The sequence below is a fragment of the Litchfieldella anticariensis FP35 = DSM 16096 genome (genome assembly GCF_000409775.1).
Lineage (GTDB): Bacteria > Pseudomonadota > Gammaproteobacteria > Pseudomonadales > Halomonadaceae > Litchfieldella > Litchfieldella anticariensis.
This window is the reverse complement of the sequence record NZ_KE332377.1, coordinates 278,549-296,621: the sequence shown is the minus strand read 5'-3', so window position 1 is coordinate 296,621 and position 18,073 is coordinate 278,549. Positions and strand designations below refer to the sequence as shown.

Sequence of the window (18,073 nt, the reverse complement as noted above, 5' to 3'; positions counted from 1 at the left end):
CAGTGTTGAACTGACCCAGGGCGTTTGGGGTTGGGGGATGTAGCGTCTACGGGTCTTAAACCGCCACCCCTGCCCTCTTGGCACGGTGTACGTGCAGCTTCTTGTAGCTTTCGATCAGGCGCTGGTGTTTCTCCAGGCCTTCCAGTTCCATGCTGGTGGGGGCCAGGCCATGGAAGCGAACGTCGCCCGTCACCGAGCCGACCACCGCTTCCATGGTGTCTTCACCGAACATGCGCCGGAGGTTGTAGAGGTAGTCGTCGAGCTTCAGCTCGTCATCAAGGGCGATCTCCAGCACCGCGTTCATCGCCTGGTAGAAGAGCCCGCGCTCCACGGTGTTGTCGTTGTACTGCTGGAACATCTCGACCCGCTCGAGGGCCTCTTCATACTGTTGCAGGGCAAGGTTGATCAACAGCTTGAGCTCGAGGATGGTCAGCTGCCCCCACACGGTGTTCTCATCGAACTCGATACCGATCAGGGTGATGATATCCATGTGGTCGTCTAGCTGGCTCTCTTCCAGACGCTCCAGCAAGTCGGCCAGTTGATCGTTGCTCAAATCATGCAGGTGGAGAATGTCTTCCCGGAAGTGCAGAGCCATGTTGGTGTTGTCCCAGATCAGGTCTTCCACCGGGTACACCTCGGAGTAGCCCGGCACCAGGATACGGCAGACTGGCGCCCCCAGATCCTCGTGCACGGCCACGTACACTTCCTTGCCCATGTCCTCCAGGATGCCAAGCAGAGTCGCCGCTTCTTCCTCGTTGGTGCCAGAGAAATCCCAGTCACAGAATTTGTAGTCGTGCTTGGTACTGAAGAAGCGCCACGAGACCAGCCCCGAGGAGTCGATGAAGTGCTCAACGAAGTTGTTCGGCTCGGAAACGGCTTGTGAGTTGAAGGTCGGTGGCAAGAAGTCGTTCAGGCCCTCGAAACTGCGGCCTTGCAACAGCTCGGTGAGGCTGCGCTCCAGCGCCACCTCGAAGCTTGGGTGCGCGCCGAAGGAGGCGAACACACCGCCGGTCCGTGGGTTCATCAAGGTGACGCAAGCCACCGGGAACCGTCCGCCCAGGGAGGCGTCCTTGGCCAGCACCGGGAAGCCCTGCGCTTCCAGCGCCTGGATGCCTTCGAGAATATCGGGGTAGCGCTGCAGCACCTGCATGGGCACATCCGGCAGCGCAAGCTCCTGCTCGAGGATCTCCTTCTTCACCGCCCGCTCGAAGATCTCCGACAGGCACTGCACCTGCGCCTCGTGGAGCGTATTGCCGGCGCTCATGCCATTGCTGAGATAGAGGTTCTCGATCAGATTCGAGGGGAAGTAGATCACCTCGCCATCCGATTGGCGCACGAAGGGCAAGGAGACGATGCCTCGCTCCGCCTTGCCGGAGTTGGTATCGATCAGGTGTGAGCCGCGCAGCTCGCCGTCCGGGTCGAAGATCTCCAGGCAGTAGTCGTCCAAGATGCCCTCGGGCAGCTCGTCGTTCGGCCCCGGCTGGAACCACTTCTCGTCCGGGTAGTGAACGAAGGTGCTGTTGGCGATCTCTTCACCGAAGAACTGGTCGTTGTAGAAGAAGTTACAGCTCAGGCGCTCGATGAACTCGCCCAGCGCGGAACACAGCGCACTCTCCTTGGTGGATCCCTTGCCATTGGTAAAGCACATGGGTGAACCGGCATCGCGAATGTGCAGTGACCACACATGGGGCACGATGTTGCGCCAGGAGGCAATCTCGATCTTCATGCCCAGGTCCGCCAGGATGCCCGTCATGTTGACGATGGTCTGCTCCAGCGGCAGATCCTTGCCCTCGATCCAGGTGCTGGCTTCCCCCTCCGGCTGGACCATCAGCAGGGCCTGCGCGTCCTCGTCCAGGTTCTCCACCGTTTCGATCTGAAACTCCGGCCCGGTCTGCACCACTTTCTTGACCGTGCAGCGGTCGATCGAGCGCAGGATACCTTCACGGTCCTTGGGGGAGATGTCTTCCGGCAACTCGACCTGGATCTTGAAGATCTGGTTATAGCGATTCTCCGGATCGACGATGTTGTTCTGCGACAGGCGAATGTTCTCGGTGGGAATATCGCGCGTCAGGCAGTAAACACGAACGAAATAGGCCGCACACAGCGCCGAAGATGCCAGGAAGTAATCGAAGGGACTTGGCGCCGAACCGTCGCCCTTGTAGCGAATGGGCTGATCGGTAATGACGGTGAAATCGTCAAACTTGGCTTCAAGTCTGAGATTTTCGAGAAAATTAACTTTGATTTCCATGACTGGCTACCGGTGGGAAAGTGTCGCAGGCGCAGGCCGAGGCACGCAGTCTATCACACTGACCCGCCCCTTTCGGCAACTGGCCCTTCGTGTCGCTAGTGCATTTTGGCTCTAGCGCAGTCAGCTCAAGAATCGTGGCGCTGCGGACTATCCGCGAGAAACGCTTCATGAAAGGTCACGGTGCCCTGCGGAACGCGATCGCCCAGGGGCAGCACGAAGAAGTACTCTGGCGGCACACCTTCGTACGCGAGTTGCGGTATGTTGCGAAACCCGAACTTTACATAGTACTCCGGGTGGCCAACGAGGCAGCAGCCTTGCGCGCCCAAGGCTCGCAGGCGTGCCAATCCCTCCTCCACCAGTGCCTTGCCGATACCCTGCCGCTGGTATTCCGGCAGCACGGAAACAGGCCCCAGACCGTACCAGCCCAGGCTGCCGTCCGAGACAGTCACCAGAGAGAAGGCGATGTGTCCTATCACCTGACCATCCCGCTCTGCCACCAGAGAAACTGCCATGGCCCCGGCGGCGCGCAGTTCGGCAATGATGAACTGCTCGGTATGGTGGCTGAACTCCATCGATTGGAAGGCCGCAATGGTCACGTCATGTATCGCGGCGATATCGGCGGCGGTTTCATCGCGGATGATGATGCTTGGCTTCATGAAATCACTCTTGACGTCTGTCAGACACCTCAATTTCGTTCAATACTGCGATCAACCGCCATTGCAGACTTCGGCCATTGCCACCCAGGAGAGTGACGATGAGCCTTGCCATGATTCTGCCAATGTCGGCGTTTGCGCTTGCGGCCTCGATCTCACCAGGGCCTGTGAACCTGGTGTGCTTGAGCAGCGGTACCCGCTACCCCCTTTCCAGGGGGCTGGTCTTCGTCACCGGTGCCACCCTGGGATTTGTCGCCCTATTCATCGCCGTGGGGCTGGGGCTCTACTCGATGCTGACGGTCGTACCGGGGCTGCAGGAAACACTGCGCTGGGCCGGGGTCGTGTTCCTGCTCTACCTGAGCGTTCGGCTGGCCAGGGATGACGGTCGCCTGCCAGAGGCAGACAACCATGAGGCACCGGGCTTCATGACCGGGGCCCTGATGCAGTGGCTCAATCCCAAGGCCTGGTTGGCCTCGGCTTCTGGTATCGGGGCCTATACCAACGGTAACGATTTGCAACAAATCATCATTTTTGCCCTGCTCTATCTGCCCATCTGCTGGCTGTCGCTAGGAAGCTGGGTCTACGCTGGAGCCTTCTTGCGCCGCTACGTCCACCGTCCCGCGGTACTGATCACGATCAACCGAACCCTGGCGGTATTACTCGCCGTCAGTTGCGTCTACCTGCTGATTGAGTAAGGACTGCCGGTACTGGTTCGGCGTGGCGGCCACCAACCGCTTGAAGGTGCGCTGGAAGTGCGGCTGGTCGCTGAAACCGGCGTTTTGCGCCGCCTCGGCGATAGGCGTGCCCTGCTTGAGCTCCCGCTGCCCCAATTGGATCCGACGATTGATCAGATACGCATGGGGCGTGAGGCCGAAGTGTTGCTTGAAGGCACGGATGAGATGGCCGGGGCTGTAGCCTGAGCGATCGCATAGATCATCCAGGGAAATCTCTTCCGTCGCGTGATCGTCCAGGTAGGCGGCCAGTTCCTGTAGGCTAGCCGGGGCCTTTGGAAGGGGCTGGGCCGGTTGACCGGCTAGCTCGTGCATCAGGGCAGATAGGTACTCGACCACTTCCGTTTGCTTGTCCAGCAGATCTCGCTGCGAGTCCAGCAGACAGGCGGCCATCCGGCAATAGCCTTCATACCAGACAGGATCTGTAATGACGGCGGTGGGAATATCCTGCCAGCGCGGTGCCTCGAGCAGTCCCGCTGCGTAGCGCAAGTGTGTCAACCAGTCGGCATCGACATACAACATCAGGTAGGCCCAGGGCTGGTCGTCGATGGGATTGCAGGCGTGCACCCAGTCCGGATTCATCAGTACCAGGTTCCCGGTATTGATGTGGTACTGGTCATGACGGTAGCGAAACGTGCTCTCCCCCGCCGTGATGGCGCCCAAAGACCAATGGGTATGGCTGTGCGGTGCATAGCAGACTTTACGGCCGTCATCGATCTTGCGCAGCTCCACATGGGGCATACGCGAATCGCGCCAGAACAGGGGGTTGTTTGGATTGGTCATGGTTTGATTATACCTGAGTGGCTAGTCAATCACCCGAGACCCTATAGCCCACTCGTAAGATACTTCGCCCATTGGCTTAGGGCTGCAAGCAGTGTAAGGATCGACCAACAGAAATATATTTTAGTTCTTGATCGCATATTTCTCATGGACTTCCAGAACGAAGCAATTGCAATGTTCATTAGAGGAAAAAGGTGTGAATGCCCAATTACAGAGCCTATTGCCGTAGCCATGTCTCCCGATCGGACTAACGCTAAAGAAAACGATGCAAGACTACTTAATGTGGCCAAGATTATTGTAATCAACAAAAACACAACAAACCCGATGGAGAATTTGTTTTTCCCAACATCTTGATCACGAGCATCTGCTTCTAGATCATACATGTTTTCAGAATCATTCATTGTTTTTTCCTGTTGCTAACGTCAATGTTAAGCGACACCCTTACACGAACTGATGCTCGATGACCTCATAGTGCTGTACTGAAAGGTCTGGCTCAAGCTCATAAACCTCATCCTCGGGATACAGACGTGCCTGCGAAATATCATTGCCGGCAAAGGTCTTGATTGAATCGAGATTGTCCCAGTAGGTGATCAGCGTGAGTTCGATTTTGCCTGACAGCGAGCGACGGAAAATTTGAGCGCCTAGAAATCCAGTCGTTGCGGATGAATCCTTGATACCGGTTTCATAGAGATATACCGTAAATCCCTCACTGTGGACTTCAGGCACCCGACACTTCCATTCCCTAGCGATCATTGCGACTCACCCTCCCTTGCTTTGTAACCCATAGCTGAGTCGCCGCGTTCAGTTCTTGGTCAAGCCTGGGCGGAGCGACGTTTTTGACATCCCGCGCATGCCATTGCTATGACTTCACTCTCTTTTTGAACTTTTCAACGACTAGATCGTAGGATTCATCCAACATTGGAAAAAGCGAGGCAAATAGTTCGGTGTCAGGATTCAACACACAAACCCATGACATCCAGCCGTACACGGGATGAGGAAGCAAGGTATTAAGCTGTGTGAAATCATGACCTGTTTCGACAATGCCTCCAGCAGCAGGCCTCGCCGGTTGAGAGCCCAGAACCTTCTGATACGTTTCTTTGCTGACACCAAAGTTAAACCGATAAACGCCATCCCGATAAAGACCGGAAGCGTTATCGTTCGCACCGTCTTTGTCCTTCAGAGTCGCAAAGTAAACCCCACGAGGAAGCATACTCTCTGGATTGTAAAAGAACGACTGTTCTCCCCATGCATTAACAGAAACGACACCAGGGTAACGATCGAGAAGAAAGTCCGATATATCCTGTTTCCGCATAATCAATCGTCCCGCTGGCCGATACAAAATAATGCAGTTGGCTCAAAACCCGGGGCAAACTGAAACGCATTCTTTGCCTTGGCATCGTCAAAGCCTGCCACCAGTACAAAACCAAGCCCCAGCGCCGTCGCCTGCAGATGTGCATTCTGCGCCGCAGCCCCCGATTCCATGAACACGTAGCGTACGCCGCGTTCGCCTCGCGGTAACTGCGACTCGAAGTACTTCACCGGTCCATCAAAATTTGCACCTAACGCTATGACGACTGCGGATTCCTCAAGCCAGGGTTGTTCTCCGATACCCACTCCCGTTAAATTTCCCTCCGGAGACTTGTCGTCAAGTAGCTTCAGTGAGTGAGTATTCCATTCATACTCGTAGACTCCATGCTTGAGCTCCGAAACCCGCCGCACCAGGACATGGATATGCAATGGATATAAACCTCCAGCAGAAGGCGTCGCTCGTTCGCTACCCTCCCCCGTCTTCCCTTGTATGGCCCAAAGCACCTGAGATAGAGCTGCCAGCGATATTGCAGCCTCCGAGTAATTCCGTACACTGCGTCGCTCTTTGATACAGCTCACTAAAGATTGCGCTGCTGAAGTAGCCGGAGTGGGTAGTTCATAAAACACGCACTATCTCCTATGCATAAGCAGGCATCTCCATGACTCATGGGAATGGCCGTAATCTTCAAGACAAGGAGGGTACACGCTACCGCCCCTGCCCTGCATGACGCGATGGCAATAGCGATCACGCCTTCTTCCTGCGGCAGTCCCTTCGCCCCCTTGTCCTTTCGTCCTTACTACAAGCCGTCTCAGCGGCCTTCACTTCTAGATTAAGCATGAGGGATACCTAATAGTAAAGTGTGAGCTTGTGGAATGCGGGCGCAGCTAAACTGACATGACTGAAAGGGGCCGCTGTATGAAGCGGCCCCCTCTTTACTCGATACTGGGTCGATTATTGCAACACGGGGCGTGCATTGACCGCTTGCACGGGGCGATTATTGGGGTGATGCATCACATGCAGGAATTCCTCGATTTGTTCCTTGGATGCGGTAATCGGCTGCTTCATCACCAACCAACGCACGCCCTCGGAGCAAGGGGGGGTAGTCAATGAGCCATTGAAGCGGTAGTAATCGCGATTTTCCGGCAGGATTTCCAGCGGGGAGATGTCTGACGTCAGGGTTACCGTTTCGCCTTCCTCCGGCATTTGTGCCCACGCTTTTGCAAGAGCGTCGTTGGCCTCTCCCTCGGTCACCATGACCGCTACAACTGCCAGATTGCCATCCTTGTCGGCATGTACGAGATGTCCTTCCATGGGAAATGATTCGCCGTGTATTTCGTTTTCACTTGGCACATGAAAGTGGAATTGCTTTAGTTCGAACTCAATGCCATCGACAGTGATGGTGTCACCTGGAAGCACATTGATTTGAACAGTATGACCGTTATTAAGAATTTCCGAACTTTTCGCTTCGTAGTCAAAAGCAATTGGCTCCAGTTCGGCGTCAATGAACCCTGTCATGTTGATGGGTGACTGATTGCTGCCGGCGCATGAGCTGTACTCTGGGCTAAGCTTTACCCAATTCTCAGGCCCGATGTCGCCTGTATAGCCCCAAGCAGCGCCATCACTGGCAAAGGCGGTGCTTGAAAGCAACGACATGGCAATGGCAATCACTGTTCTCTTCATGGTTATCCTCTTGGAGGTCTTGTCGATGGAATCGATAAGATAGACCGATGGACGTCAAGAAAACGTTAAGAGGCGTTAAGAGGATTGGATGACGAGGACTGAGGGAACGTCAGGACGAAGCGGGTTCCCCCGGCTTCCGGAATCTCCAGGCGTACGTCCCAGCCGATATGGTCGACCACGCGTTTGACTATCGACAGGCCCAGGCCCGTCCCCTCGTGCGCCGACCAGTCGTCGCCGTGAACGAAGCGTTCGAACAGCCGCTCGCGTACTACTTGGGGAATACCCGTGCCGGTATCTTCAACCACTAGCCGGCCAGCGGTAAGCTGAACAAGAATCATGCCTTGGTCGGTATGCTGGCAGGCATTACGCAGCAAGTTGCCGATCATGATCCCGGCCAATTCGGGGCGTACGTCGGCCGATACCTGTTCAGTCCAGTCCAATCGGCATTGGACCGGCTTGCCGTACAACAGGGGCCGGCAGCGTTCCATTTCCGACTCGATGATGGTGTTGAGCACGATGCGCGGCGAATCCAGAGATTCCGGGGTACGCGAGAGCAGGAGCAGTGCACTGACGCGTTGCGCGGTTTCGGCAGCCACGCGCCGGATGCGTTCCGCAGTCGCATATTGCACCGGATGGTCCGACAGCTGCGCGGCCAGCACTTCCGCCGCGCCTAGCATAATGGTCAATGGCGTGCGCAATTCATGGCTGACGTCGCCGGTGAACAGCCGCTCGCGCTGCAGGAACTGCTGCAATTTGTCGGTGCGCTTGGCGAAGGCGCGCGCCAAGGAGCCAATTTCATCGTGCGCAGAAAGGGAAGGCAGCTCAGCCGGACCCGCGTTACGCTCGACCGCCTCGGCAAGCGCCGCTACCGGTGCAATCACGCGCCGAGCACTCAACACGCCGAGTACGGCAGCGAGCAGGACACTAACGGCAAAGCCGAGTGCCAAAGCCAGGATGATGACCAGTTCCGTATGCTCGAGTTCGCCTACCTCCTGCACCACGGCGTAACGACTGGTACCGTGGTCACGCAGCAACGCATGAACCCACCGTTCGCCGAGTTTCAGTTCGTGGAAGCCGGCAGGCAATTGCCGCAACTCGGCTGGAATGCCAGCGTCGATCAGGAAGCGCACATCCGGTGGCGCATCCGGCATATAGCCCAACTCATGAACATCGATCAACCTGTCCGCTATCCTGGCGAGTCGTGCATCGATTACTTGTTCTTCAATAACCTTCACGGCGACATAGGAAACCAGGCTAAAGGCACCGGCCACTGCGACGGTCAGCAGGATGTAGGTGAGCGCGATGCGCTTTTTGAGCGAAAGTCTAGGTTTCACTGGGCACCGTCAATCGATAACCGGTGCCTGGCAAGGTCAGCAGCATTGGGTGGGGGAAAGGCTTGTCGAGCGCCTGACGCAGCGTATGGATATGGGTGCGCAATGCATCGCTATCCGGTGGGTTGTCGCCCCATATCTCGCGCTCGATCGCTTCGCGCGTTATCAGCTTCGGGGCGGCACGCATCAGCGCGGTGAGAATCTTGTAACCCGTCGGCGTCAGGTCGAGCGACTGTCCGGCGCGTGTGGCATGGCCGGTGCTCGCATCCAGCCGAAGGTCGCCAAAGGCCAGGACCGATTGCACATGCTCATTGCGCGAGCGGCGTACCAGCGCCTTCAGGCGCGCATCCAGCTCAGGGAGGGAATAGGGCTTGACCAGGTAGTCGTCAGCGCCGACCTCGAATCCGGTCAACTTATCGTGCACGGTGTCACGCGCGGTCAGCATCAGGATCGGCGTCGCCAGCCGATAGTCCCGGCGGAGCGTCTGGCATACCTCCACGCCATCCATACCTGGCAGCGAGAGGTCGAGGACAATCGCATCATGGCAGGAGCCCGTTGCGCAGGAAACACCTACATTGCCATTGCGCGCCACGTCCAGCGTATAGCCAAGGGGTTCCAGATATCCGTACAGATTCGCGATGATATCCGGGTTATCCTCAATAATCAGAACATGCATGAGTTGTCCGTCTAACTGCCTATGCGGTATTCGGCATCACTGATCTTACCCACAGCCCTACCCTGCACGACGCGATGGTTCCTGCCATCTGCCTGTGGTAGTCCGTTCGTACCCATGCATTTGTTATTCACGGCCGTCTTCGCGACCTCGGCGGTCAAGAGTAAGCAGATGCAACGTTGGATGCAAAGCAGCGATTGGTCGCAGGCTAGGAAAATCCCTTGTTGTAGATCACGGGCATCCGCCCCTTCCATCTGCTCCATGTCTCGGCGTCCGTGATCAGATCAGCCATGAAGTGCGCAACATTGATGCGGCTGGTCTTGCCCGCATTGAAAATGGCGCTGCGGGTAGGCGACGGATGTACATCATACTCAGTCACGCTGTTTTCACTGGCTGCGTTCCTGTTCGAACTTGTGCAATACGTAGCGGCGAGGCCTCCCGTCGCCTGTCAGCACGGCTAACACGGCAATCGCCGCTACCGTTGTCTTGACGATGACTTCTTGCCTGATACACCTATCGCCCCGGCCCCGGCGAGTTTCAGCAGACGGCGGAACGTGGGGCATTCCATATGGCTCGGCGCGGGACAATCGGCGGCATGTCGCAGGCCATCGCGCATGGCTGTCAGCTTACGGATCGTCGCTTCCAGCTCATCCGCCTTGGCCGCGAGCGTTTGCCGGTCAATCTGCGGGCGCCCGTCGGGGCCAAACATGCTAGCGATTTCATCGAGCGAGAAACCGGCTGAGCGCCCCAGCGCGATCAGCGCCAATCGTTCCAGGACGCTGGGATCGAACAAGCGGCGCAGACCCCGCCTGCCTACAGAAGCAATCAAGCCCTTCTCTTCATAAAAACGTAACGTCGAGGCAGGTACGCCGGACTGCTGTACGACCTCACCAATATCCAAGGAATGCATAACTCTTGACTTCAAGTTGACTTGAAGTAGCACTATGCGATTTGCGCGACTTGAACGCAAGAAACTGGAGACGGTTATGAACTACCTGGTATGTGTTCTTCTCATCGGGGTGGGCGCGACAGCGGTGATGGATCTCTGGGCAATCGCCCGGAAGCGCCTGTTCGGCATTCCTTCGCTGGATTATGGGCTGGTCGGCCGTTGGTTCGCGTATCTGGCGCGTGGACGTTTTCGCCATGACGCTATCGCGACCACGCCACCTATACGCGGCGAGCGCCTGATCGGGTGGACTCTCCATTACCTGATCGGCATTGCGTTTGCGACCATACTGCTCGGTATCTGGGGCCTTACTTGGGTCCGCCATCCAACGATCTGGCCTGCGCTAATCGTGGGTATTGGCACCGTGGCAGCCCCCTTCCTGGTTATGCAGCCGGGAATGGGTGCGGGAATTGCCGCCAGCCGCACGCCACGCCCTGCCGTTGCACGGCTCCAGAGTCTTATCACACACGGGATTTTCGGCCTCGGTCTGTATGCAGCGGGCTGGATGACCAGCTTCTTTTACACGCCCTGAATGCGTGGTTCTGAGGCAAGGCATTACACGGTCTTAATGCTGCGAGCGGGGTTAGTCCTCGCCATGAACGAGAATCGGCTCAAGCTCTCGCCTGTCGACATGCGGATCGCCAAGATCGATGACAATGCGACCGGGTGATAAAAGGTGCGGCTTACCGGTAATACGCGTCCCGACAGCCGGGTGACCACCGACCGCGATATTCGTAGCGCTAAGGGTTCCTGAAAACTCGTTGCCGAATGGAGAGATCGTTCGGATCGTCGAGCCGGGGGCGATTTCTCCGCGGCACGCCAGCCAAGCCAGAAGAGCGGTCGTTCCCGTTCCGGTCGGGCCACGGCAAATGACATGTGGCTCCATATAGACCGCTACCCGCGCAACCGGTACACCCGTGAGGTCCGTCTCCAACGGATTGGCAAGGAGCGCCAATGAAAGCGGCGGCATGGCGCCTATAACCGGATGATGGAGCTTTTGGCGTGCGGCAACGCGAAGAAAGTCGCTGAAGAATTGCGTCAATGTCGGAGTCGGCGTCCGCGCCGGATCGAGCCCCACATCCGTCGCGGACACAACAGCATAAAAGACACCGCCATAGACGAGGCTGTAACGCACTCTTCCCCAGCCCTCGACGTCCGCCCAGCACCCTTCCGCCGCCACGAAACCGGGCAGCGCATCATAGGAGACCGTTTCCAGTTCCCCCGCATGATGAGAAACATTCAGCCGGGTGACCCCTCCGGGAGTCTCGAGCGACAAGTCGCTCTGCCCATCCTTCAGGGCCAGCCACCCGGCCTTGACCAGGGCAGCGACGGTGCACATGGCATTGGAACCGGAAAAATCCGGATAACCCATCGTCCCCATGATGATCAGCCCGGCATCCGCCTCCGGACTCGCAGGCGGAACAACCAAATTGATGCAATGGGAGGGATCGCCATAGGGCTCCCGAATGAGAAGACGGCGCAACCCGTCGGCTTGCTCCCGCAGGAAAAGCGCGCGCTCCGCCACACTGCCCTTCGGCAAGTTTCCCACGCCGTCCATGACGACACGACCGAGATCGCCACCAGCATGGGCATCGATGAGAGTGAGAATGCGGTGGTCGGCAGCTAGGGCATTCATCATGGCCAGGTCGTCGGCGGTGAGAGTGTGGATGCAAACAGGCTGATGCTCACCCACTATTCTGCCCCGCCGCACGCAGCATTCTTTCCAGCTCGCTTTCGCCGACCCCTAGCATCTGCAAGATCTGACGTTGGGCAGCCTTGAGAATTTGCTGACGCTCCTTCTCATCGGGCAGGCTCTTGGCGATGGCTACGGCGCCGACCAGCGAGGCGAGGATGGCGCGAGACTTTTCGGCGATGACCTCGCGATCGGGTTCGATGGGCAATTTCTTCAAGCGCCCCAGTGCGATGAGCCGGGTTTCCAGCATCTTTCTCATGCGCAGGTAGGAAGCTTCGAACAACGTGCGGATCTCGGCATTCTCGTTACCGATCTCATTGAACAGCACTGTTTCCGGGCCCGGCTTTCGCTTGCGTTCCAACTCCTGGAGATTCCAGTAGTTGGCCACCAGATCCGTCAGGTGCTTCACCGACAAGGGTCCCTTGACCAGCCGTGCCGCTCGGCTGCCCTCCAACGTCTTCCGCACCGACTCGTGATAGAGCGCTTCCTTCGACGCGAAATGCGCATAGAAGGCGCCGTGGGTCATCTTGGCCAACTTCATGATCTGCCCAATGGAGACCTTTTCAAAGCCTTGGCGACTGAACAACTCGATGGCGGACTTGAGGATGCGCTCCCGGGATTCCGCCTTGTGGGCTGTTGAGTAGGGCATGGTCACCTCGTCCAGGAAACACTGCACGAATGCCTGCGCGAGTGAATCGCTCGTCGATTTGTTCAGCATTTCCCACGCTGAATATTATCTTGATCATATCTAGCCCGGTGCTAGCTTGGCCACATTCCCAGGACTTCAGGAGGCACCATGCAATCACCGCTCGTCATCACCGGCATGGGAATGATCAGCCCCCTCGGTTGCGGCGTCAAGACAGGCTGGGGACGTCTGCTGGCCGGCCACTCCGGCATTGGCCCGATCACCCGATTCGATACCGGCGACCTGCCGATCAAGGTCGCGGGCTCGGTTCCCGGCATCACCGACGATCCCGAAGCCGGCCTCGACCCGGACCGCGTGGCCGACGCCAAGGAGCGTCGCAAACTGGAGCTCTTCAGTCTCTACGCCATGGCCGCTGCCGAAGAGGCACTGACCCAGGCCGACTGGTTCCCGTCACGCGACGCGGACCGACAGGCCACTGCCACCATCGTGGGCTCTGGTATCGGTGGCCTCCCCACCATCACCCAGGCACAGAACACCCTGACAACGCGCGGCCATCGCCGCCTCTCTCCCTTCACCGTGCCAGCCTTCCTGGCCAATCTGGCCGCGAGCAACCTCTCGATTCGTTATGGCTTCCGGGGACCGCTAGGGTGTCCGGTTACCGCCTGCGCGGCAGGCGTCCAGGCCATTGGTGATGGCATGCGCCTGATACGCAGTGGCGAGGCCGACGTGGCCGTGGTGGGCGGCGCCGAGGCCTGTATTGATCCACTATCGCTAGCCAGCTTCCACGCTATGAAGGCGCTCTCCACCGAGCAGGAAGACCCCAGCAAGGCTTCGCGACCCTTCGACCGGGCACGCAATGGCTTCGTCATGGGAGAAGGCGCGGGGCTGATGGTGATCGAGAGTTTAGACCACGCCGAGGCACGCGGGGCAACTCCCCTGGCCATCATCAGTGGCTATGGCACCAGTGCCGATGCCTACCACATCACCGCCGGCCCGGAAGACGGTGCCGGTGCCGCAGCGGCCATCCGCGCAGCGCTGAAGATGGCAGCGCTTCCTCTCGAAGCGATCAGCCACATCAATGCTCACGCCACTTCGACTCCAGTCGGTGACCGTGCCGAGATCGCCGCCTTGCGCAACGTATTCGGCGATGCACTCTCCGGTATCCCGATCTCCGCCACCAAATCGGCCACCGGCCATCTGCTCGGTGCCGCCGGCGGCGTGGAAAGTATTTTCTCCGCTCTGGCGGTGATAAACGACTGGCTGCCTCCGACCCTGAACCTGGAAAATGCCGACGACGACATGCAGGATCTGGACTTCGTCTCTGGGGCGGCACGCCAACAGCCCACCCAGCATGTGCTGTGCAATGGCTTCGGCTTCGGTGGGGTGAATGCCGCCCTGATCATCAGCAAGGTATAGCGGCAGTGGATTGAGGGATCAGACCAGGTACGGCTTGAGCCACTGGCGCAGTTGCGGGCCTTGCAACAGACCCGGCTGACGGGCCACCTCTTCACCGCCGCGAAACACGATCAGGGTAGGAATACTGCGAATGCCGAAACGTCCGGCAAGGGCCGGCTCGGCTTCGGTATCCAGCTTGGCGAAGCGCATCCGCGTGGACAGCTCGCCCGCCACCTCGGCAAAGATTGGCGCCATCATCTTGCATGGGCCGCACCAGCTCGCCCAGAAGTCCACCACCACCGGAAGCGTGCTGCGGCCTACCAGCGCAGTGAAGTTGGTCGCGGTCAATTCCAATGGCTCGGCGGCCAGCAATGGCTGCTTGCACTTACCGCACTTGGGGCCATCGCCCAGCCGTCCCCGGCTGATCCGGTTGATCGCCTGGCAGTGGGGACAACCAAGGGTATAGGTATCACTCATGAATAGCTCCGGATGAGCATTGATAAAGACAGCGCCACGCCCCCTCATGTCAGGTACATGACGACCTGCAATTTTTTCTAATGGCTCATGCGAAATATCGTCGTTTGTCGAGTATAAGGCGGGTGGCATAGATTTGCCTTGCCTAATCCAGCCTGGCTGTTTCAAGAGAGAAACGTGATCTTCCAGAGCTGACTCCACGGAAAGGCATTTCTATCCATTTGACATCGATAGGAAATTCTCAATGATGCATATCGCAGACTGGGTACCCTTAGCGTTTCCGCCCTGCTCTTCGGTACTGGCACCCCTGCTGTCGCGGATGACGTTCAGAATAGTATCAAGGCTATCGTGAACGCTGCCATCCAACCTGTCATTCAAGAGCATGCCATTCCGGGCATGGCAGTAACGCCCGATGGCAATCGGTATTATTTCAACTATGGCATTGCCTCCAAGGGAAGCGGCCAGCCAGTCAGCGAGGACACGCTGTTCGAGATCGGCTCAGTCAGCAAGACCTTCACGGCCACCCTCGCCGCCCACGCCATATGACGGCACTTGATTAGGTCCGGGACGACCGAGAAGGTCCCGGCAAGAGTGGGACAAAATGCAACATGTCCCCTGAAGTTCCAGAGAAGCCTGAGCGAGGAGGAGCGCAGCCACCGGAAGGCGCCGCTTTCTGTCGCTTCGTGGCAACGGACACAGCGGATTTCCATGCAGAACGACTCGAACGGAAAACACTGCTCTTTAATATCTTGTTGATTTCATGCCCTTTCACTCCCACGGCACGGTTATTGCTTGGTAAGAGACAGGAGCTAGTCTCGTTACGACGAGTGGCTCATGGAAGAGCCGGCAAAGCCATCTCTGATGGAGATCCGCCCCAGGGAGACTGGGGTACAAGGAGGCGCTATGAAACTCAAGACACTCGCCGCCAGTATGGCGCTGATTTTCTCAGGTCTGGGCGCTACGGCTGCCCAGGCGGATGACTTGCAGAGTGGTAGCTTTTCTGCCACGCCCATGATGGGAACGGCCAGTAACTCCCAACTACTGTTGGCTCAAGACAGTGACGGTGGTGATGCCGGTGCCGATGCAGGAGCCGATGCCGATGCGGGGGCTGATGCCGGTGCCGATGCCAGTGCTGATGCCGGTGCTGATGCCGGTGCTGATGCCGATGCCAGTGCTGATGCTGACGCCGGTGTTGATGCTGACGCTGATACCGAAGCCGGTACAGACACCGAGACCGACACAGACACCGATACAGACACAGACACAGACACCGAGACCGATACAGACACAGACACCGAGACCGACATGGATGCCGAAGTAGATGCAGAGACCGAGGAGGATGCTAAGGTTGACACCAAGACGCGCGCCCCGGGCCTGGATCGGGCCATTGAGCGCGCAGCCGAGCCTGCACAGGATCGCCTCGAAGAGAACCGTGATCGCCTGAGAGACGATACCGAGGAAACCGAGGAACAACTCGAGGAAGACCTGGAGGAGGAGGAAGCCGAGGTCAGTGCCGAGGGCGAAGGCGACGTATCCGGTGAGGTCCGCTAAAGCGGATCTGCACGCCTTCCTCGCAGACTGGGCAGAGATATGGTGTGGCGCCGGTTCACGGCGCTCTTCACCGCCGACCTGCGTTGGATCCAGGGGTGGACCGAAAAGCTGGCGGCATTCGCCAGCTTTTCGGCAAGCCCCAAGGCTACTCGTCCAGAATAACGTCGAAGCCGCCGTATATCAGCCGCTTACCATCGAAGGGCATGGGGTTGACGTCGGGCTGCATACGCGGATCCTCCATGGCCTTGGCCATGGCCTGGTCACGCACCTCACGGGAGGGCCAGATGATCCAGCCGAAGACCACGGCCTCGTCCGGCTGACGCTTCACTGCCATGGGGAAGGAGGTGACCTCACCCTCCGGCACGTCATCCCCCCAGCACTCCACAACCTTCAACGCGCCGTACTCCTTGAACACGGCCACGGCGTCGCTGGCGTGCTTGATGTACTTCTCTCGGTTGGCGGTGGGTACGGCAGCAACGAATCCATCCACGTAAGTCATGAGCTTTGCTCCTATGTTCTCCGGTATAGACCCGCACAGCCTTCATCGGCGGGTACTACCTAGTCGTGCCAGCACCAGGAAAATCGACACAGGATGAGCCGTTCACGGCAACGACCTAGCTGCGTTGACGACGTCTTGAGAAGGTTCTCATATACTGACGCCGAGTGACTCGCTGATGGGACGTTAACTACAAAATGAAGGCCACATATCGTCGTGCCGTACTCATTGGGCTACTAATGTCCCTGGCTTGCCCTCTTGTCATGGCGGATCGCCAGGAGGACGTCACGGTATTCCACTGGTGGGTATCCGATGGAGAACACGCCAGCATCGAGGTGATCCAGCGCTATATCGAAGCGCGTGGCATTCATTGGCGGGATCGTGCCATTGCCGGGAGCGGCACCGCTCGCTTTGGCGATGTTTTAAAGGCAGCCGTTGAAGCCGGCGAGCCACCCATGGCGTCCCAGGTCATCGGTTATGACATCCATTATTGGGCAAGCAGAGGTGAACTGGTCAACCTGGATGACATTGCCAGGGAGCAGGAGTGGGATGAGGTGGTGCCCTATGGCATTCAGTCCTTATCGAAATACGATGGCCACTGGTATGCCGCCCCTATCAATACCCATTCGACGAACTGGCTTTGGTTCAATGGCAATCTCTTTCGTCGCTTGGGAGGCGTTGCCCCCGACACTTGGGAAGACTTGCTTTCCATGCTCGAAGAGGCGCGCAAAATGGATATCGTCCCGCTTGCCATAGGGCAAGAGGCCTGGGAGCATACGCTGCTGTTCGAGGCCGTGGCAGCCGGTGCCGGCGGTGCTGAATTTTACCGCAAGGCCTTTCTGGAACTCGATCCAACGGCACTGGACGAGGAACTGCTGCTGACGATTTTCCGGAGAATGAGCCAGCTACGGGAATACCTGGATGAAGACTTCTCTGGGCGAACCTGGAATGAGGCTACACAGCTCGTCCTTTCCGGTGATGCCCTGCTGCAGGTACAGGGCAGTTGGGTGGATGGTGAGTTTTCCTATCACGGCTATATCCCGGGTCAGGATTATGCCTGCTTCCGCTTCCCTGATACTCAAGGAATGTTCCTCTTCAACAGTGACCAGTACATGCTGTTCAAGGATGGCCCCGGCAATGACGAGACCCGCCGGGAATTCGTACACACCCTGATGAGCATCGATTTGCAGCGCGACGTGAACATCTCCAGCGGTGCGGCCCCCGCCAGGGTCGATGTGCCAAGGGATGACTTCAACCTCTGTGGCAGGCAGGCCATCAGCAACATGCGCAGCACTAATATGCGCCGGACTCTGATGGGCTCCATTGCGATGGGCAATGCCAACCCACCGGAAGTGAAAACCTCCATTTATCGGGTGATTAGCGATCACCTTTATGGCCGAATCGATGATGAAGAGGCCGTATATCGTCTAAGAGAGACAATAATGAAGCATTCAGCAGGAAGCTGAC

General features: G+C 57.9%; 20 protein-coding genes. 6 read left to right on the top strand and 14 right to left on the bottom strand.

Annotation, left to right across the window (positions count from 1 at the left end; all coding sequences use genetic code 11):
* Positions 1 to 55 precede the first annotated feature (55 nt).
* Together L861_RS01365 and L861_RS01360 are read right to left on the bottom strand one after the other, a co-directional pair.
* Entirely contained in the window at positions 56 to 2,248 is a 2,193-nt protein-coding gene (locus L861_RS01365) for an OsmC domain/YcaO domain-containing protein (RefSeq protein WP_016414738.1), read from the bottom strand.
* Positions 2,249 to 2,373: 125 nt separating this feature from the next.
* Complete coding sequence (locus L861_RS01360) at positions 2,374 to 2,904, bottom strand: GNAT family N-acetyltransferase (protein WP_016414737.1); 531 nt, start codon at positions 2,902 to 2,904, stop codon at positions 2,374 to 2,376.
* Between the two features lie 98 nt (positions 2,905 to 3,002).
* On the opposite strand from L861_RS01360, the gene L861_RS01355 reads away from it, so the two are divergent.
* Positions 3,003 to 3,596: a LysE family translocator gene (locus L861_RS01355; protein WP_016414736.1), complete on the top strand. Its 594-nt coding sequence runs from the start codon at positions 3,003 to 3,005 to the stop codon at positions 3,594 to 3,596.
* Here L861_RS01355 and L861_RS01350 read toward each other — a convergent pair.
* The 8 genes from L861_RS01350 to L861_RS01305 all read right to left on the bottom strand — a co-directional run bounded on the left by L861_RS01350 (position 3,558) and on the right by L861_RS01305 (position 10,315).
* Complete coding sequence (locus tag L861_RS01350) at positions 3,558 to 4,415, bottom strand: AraC family transcriptional regulator (protein ID WP_016414735.1); 858 nt, start codon at positions 4,413 to 4,415, stop codon at positions 3,558 to 3,560. The genes L861_RS01355 and L861_RS01350 overlap by 39 nt on opposite strands.
* A gap of 438 nt (positions 4,416 to 4,853) precedes the next feature.
* Positions 4,854 to 5,165: an antibiotic biosynthesis monooxygenase family protein gene (locus tag L861_RS01340; protein WP_021029070.1), complete on the bottom strand. Its 312-nt coding sequence runs from the start codon at positions 5,163 to 5,165 to the stop codon at positions 4,854 to 4,856.
* 106 nt (positions 5,166 to 5,271) lie between these two features.
* Complete coding sequence (locus L861_RS01335; protein ID WP_016414732.1) at positions 5,272 to 5,724, bottom strand: DUF6194 family protein; 453 nt, start codon at positions 5,722 to 5,724, stop codon at positions 5,272 to 5,274.
* A gap of 2 nt (positions 5,725 to 5,726) precedes the next feature.
* On the bottom strand, positions 5,727 to 6,347 hold the full coding sequence (locus L861_RS01330; protein WP_021029069.1) for a SagB/ThcOx family dehydrogenase: 621 nt from the start codon (positions 6,345 to 6,347) through the stop codon (positions 5,727 to 5,729).
* A 325-nt stretch (positions 6,348 to 6,672) separates the two neighbouring features.
* A complete protein-coding gene (locus tag L861_RS01325; protein ID WP_016414730.1) occupies positions 6,673 to 7,401 on the bottom strand; it encodes a carbonic anhydrase in 729 nt (242 codons plus the stop codon).
* A gap of 65 nt (positions 7,402 to 7,466) precedes the next feature.
* Positions 7,467 to 8,735, bottom strand: a complete 1,269-nt coding sequence (locus L861_RS01320; protein ID WP_016414729.1) for a sensor histidine kinase — start codon at positions 8,733 to 8,735, stop codon at positions 7,467 to 7,469.
* Positions 8,725 to 9,408 (bottom strand): response regulator transcription factor, encoded by a 684-nt coding sequence (locus tag L861_RS01315; RefSeq protein ID WP_016414728.1) that lies wholly within the window; start codon positions 9,406 to 9,408, stop codon positions 8,725 to 8,727. Before L861_RS01315 ends, L861_RS01320 begins: the two co-directional genes overlap by 11 nt.
* Positions 9,409 to 9,880: 472 nt before the next feature.
* Positions 9,881 to 10,315 carry a helix-turn-helix domain-containing protein gene (locus L861_RS01305; RefSeq protein WP_016414726.1) on the bottom strand — a complete coding sequence of 145 codons (435 nt, stop codon included), beginning with the start codon at positions 10,313 to 10,315 and terminating at the stop codon, positions 9,881 to 9,883.
* 76 nt (positions 10,316 to 10,391) lie between these two features.
* On the opposite strand from L861_RS01305, the gene L861_RS01300 reads away from it, so the two are divergent.
* Complete coding sequence (locus L861_RS01300; protein WP_016414725.1) at positions 10,392 to 10,883, top strand: DUF2938 domain-containing protein; 492 nt, start codon at positions 10,392 to 10,394, stop codon at positions 10,881 to 10,883.
* A 51-nt stretch (positions 10,884 to 10,934) separates the two neighbouring features.
* Here L861_RS01300 and L861_RS01295 read toward each other — a convergent pair whose 3' ends face one another.
* On the bottom strand, positions 10,935 to 11,990 hold the full coding sequence (locus tag L861_RS01295; protein WP_027947805.1) for a proline racemase family protein: 1,056 nt from the start codon (positions 11,988 to 11,990) through the stop codon (positions 10,935 to 10,937).
* A 46-nt stretch (positions 11,991 to 12,036) separates the two neighbouring features.
* Positions 12,037 to 12,693: a TetR/AcrR family transcriptional regulator gene (locus L861_RS01290; RefSeq protein ID WP_027947806.1), complete on the bottom strand. Its 657-nt coding sequence runs from the start codon at positions 12,691 to 12,693 to the stop codon at positions 12,037 to 12,039.
* 147 nt (positions 12,694 to 12,840) lie between these two features.
* Between L861_RS01290 and fabF the strand changes: the two genes are divergently transcribed.
* Positions 12,841 to 14,106: a beta-ketoacyl-ACP synthase II gene (gene fabF / locus L861_RS01285; RefSeq protein ID WP_016414722.1), complete on the top strand. Its 1,266-nt coding sequence runs from the start codon at positions 12,841 to 12,843 to the stop codon at positions 14,104 to 14,106.
* A gap of 18 nt (positions 14,107 to 14,124) precedes the next feature.
* Here fabF and trxC read toward each other — a convergent pair whose 3' ends face one another.
* Positions 14,125 to 14,562 carry a thioredoxin TrxC gene (gene trxC / locus L861_RS01280; protein WP_016414721.1) on the bottom strand — a complete coding sequence of 146 codons (438 nt, stop codon included), beginning with the start codon at positions 14,560 to 14,562 and terminating at the stop codon, positions 14,125 to 14,127.
* Positions 14,563 to 14,907: 345 nt separating this feature from the next.
* Here trxC and L861_RS24875 point away from each other — a divergent pair, with 345 nt between their 5' ends.
* Together L861_RS24875 and L861_RS23895 are read left to right on the top strand one after the other, a co-directional pair.
* The gene (locus tag L861_RS24875) at positions 14,908 to 15,105 is read left to right on the top strand and encodes a serine hydrolase (RefSeq protein ID WP_236617033.1); all 198 of its coding nucleotides are present in this window, start codon (positions 14,908 to 14,910) and stop codon (positions 15,103 to 15,105) included.
* 357 nt (positions 15,106 to 15,462) lie between these two features.
* Entirely contained in the window at positions 15,463 to 16,110 is a 648-nt protein-coding gene (locus L861_RS23895) for a hypothetical protein (protein ID WP_016414718.1), read from the top strand.
* A 145-nt stretch (positions 16,111 to 16,255) separates the two neighbouring features.
* Here L861_RS23895 and L861_RS01270 read toward each other — a convergent pair whose 3' ends face one another.
* Positions 16,256 to 16,609 (bottom strand): DUF1428 domain-containing protein, encoded by a 354-nt coding sequence (locus tag L861_RS01270; protein WP_016414717.1) that lies wholly within the window; start codon positions 16,607 to 16,609, stop codon positions 16,256 to 16,258.
* A 194-nt stretch (positions 16,610 to 16,803) separates the two neighbouring features.
* Here L861_RS01270 and L861_RS01265 point away from each other — a divergent pair, with 194 nt between their 5' ends.
* Entirely contained in the window at positions 16,804 to 18,072 is a 1,269-nt protein-coding gene (locus L861_RS01265) for an ABC transporter substrate-binding protein (RefSeq protein ID WP_016414716.1), read from the top strand.
* The last annotated feature ends 1 nt before the right edge of the window (position 18,073 follow it).

Coding starts and splice junctions, on each gene's coding strand:
- L861_RS01365 (WP_016414738.1), bottom strand. CDS start 2,248: ATGGAAATCAAAGTTAATTTTCTCGAAAATCTCAGACTTGAAGCCAAG.
- L861_RS01360 (WP_016414737.1), bottom strand. CDS start 2,904: ATGAAGCCAAGCATCATCATCCGCGATGAAACCGCCGCCGATATCGCC.
- L861_RS01355 (WP_016414736.1), top strand. CDS start 3,003: ATGAGCCTTGCCATGATTCTGCCAATGTCGGCGTTTGCGCTTGCGGCC.
- L861_RS01350 (WP_016414735.1), bottom strand. CDS start 4,415: ATGACCAATCCAAACAACCCCCTGTTCTGGCGCGATTCGCGTATGCCC.
- L861_RS01340 (WP_021029070.1), bottom strand. CDS start 5,165: ATGATCGCTAGGGAATGGAAGTGTCGGGTGCCTGAAGTCCACAGTGAG.
- L861_RS01335 (WP_016414732.1), bottom strand. CDS start 5,724: ATGCGGAAACAGGATATATCGGACTTTCTTCTCGATCGTTACCCTGGT.
- L861_RS01325 (WP_016414730.1), bottom strand. CDS start 7,401: ATGAAGAGAACAGTGATTGCCATTGCCATGTCGTTGCTTTCAAGCACC.
- L861_RS01315 (WP_016414728.1), bottom strand. CDS start 9,408: ATGCATGTTCTGATTATTGAGGATAACCCGGATATCATCGCGAATCTG.
- L861_RS01305 (WP_016414726.1), bottom strand. CDS start 10,315: ATGCATTCCTTGGATATTGGTGAGGTCGTACAGCAGTCCGGCGTACCT.
- L861_RS01300 (WP_016414725.1), top strand. CDS start 10,392: ATGAACTACCTGGTATGTGTTCTTCTCATCGGGGTGGGCGCGACAGCG.
- L861_RS01295 (WP_027947805.1), bottom strand. CDS start 11,990: ATGATGAATGCCCTAGCTGCCGACCACCGCATTCTCACTCTCATCGAT.
- L861_RS01290 (WP_027947806.1), bottom strand. CDS start 12,693: ATGCCCTACTCAACAGCCCACAAGGCGGAATCCCGGGAGCGCATCCTC.
- fabF (WP_016414722.1), top strand. CDS start 12,841: ATGCAATCACCGCTCGTCATCACCGGCATGGGAATGATCAGCCCCCTC.
- trxC (WP_016414721.1), bottom strand. CDS start 14,562: ATGAGTGATACCTATACCCTTGGTTGTCCCCACTGCCAGGCGATCAAC.
- L861_RS23895 (WP_016414718.1), top strand. CDS start 15,463: ATGAAACTCAAGACACTCGCCGCCAGTATGGCGCTGATTTTCTCAGGT.
- L861_RS01270 (WP_016414717.1), bottom strand. CDS start 16,609: ATGACTTACGTGGATGGATTCGTTGCTGCCGTACCCACCGCCAACCGA.
- L861_RS01265 (WP_016414716.1), top strand. CDS start 16,804: ATGAAGGCCACATATCGTCGTGCCGTACTCATTGGGCTACTAATGTCC.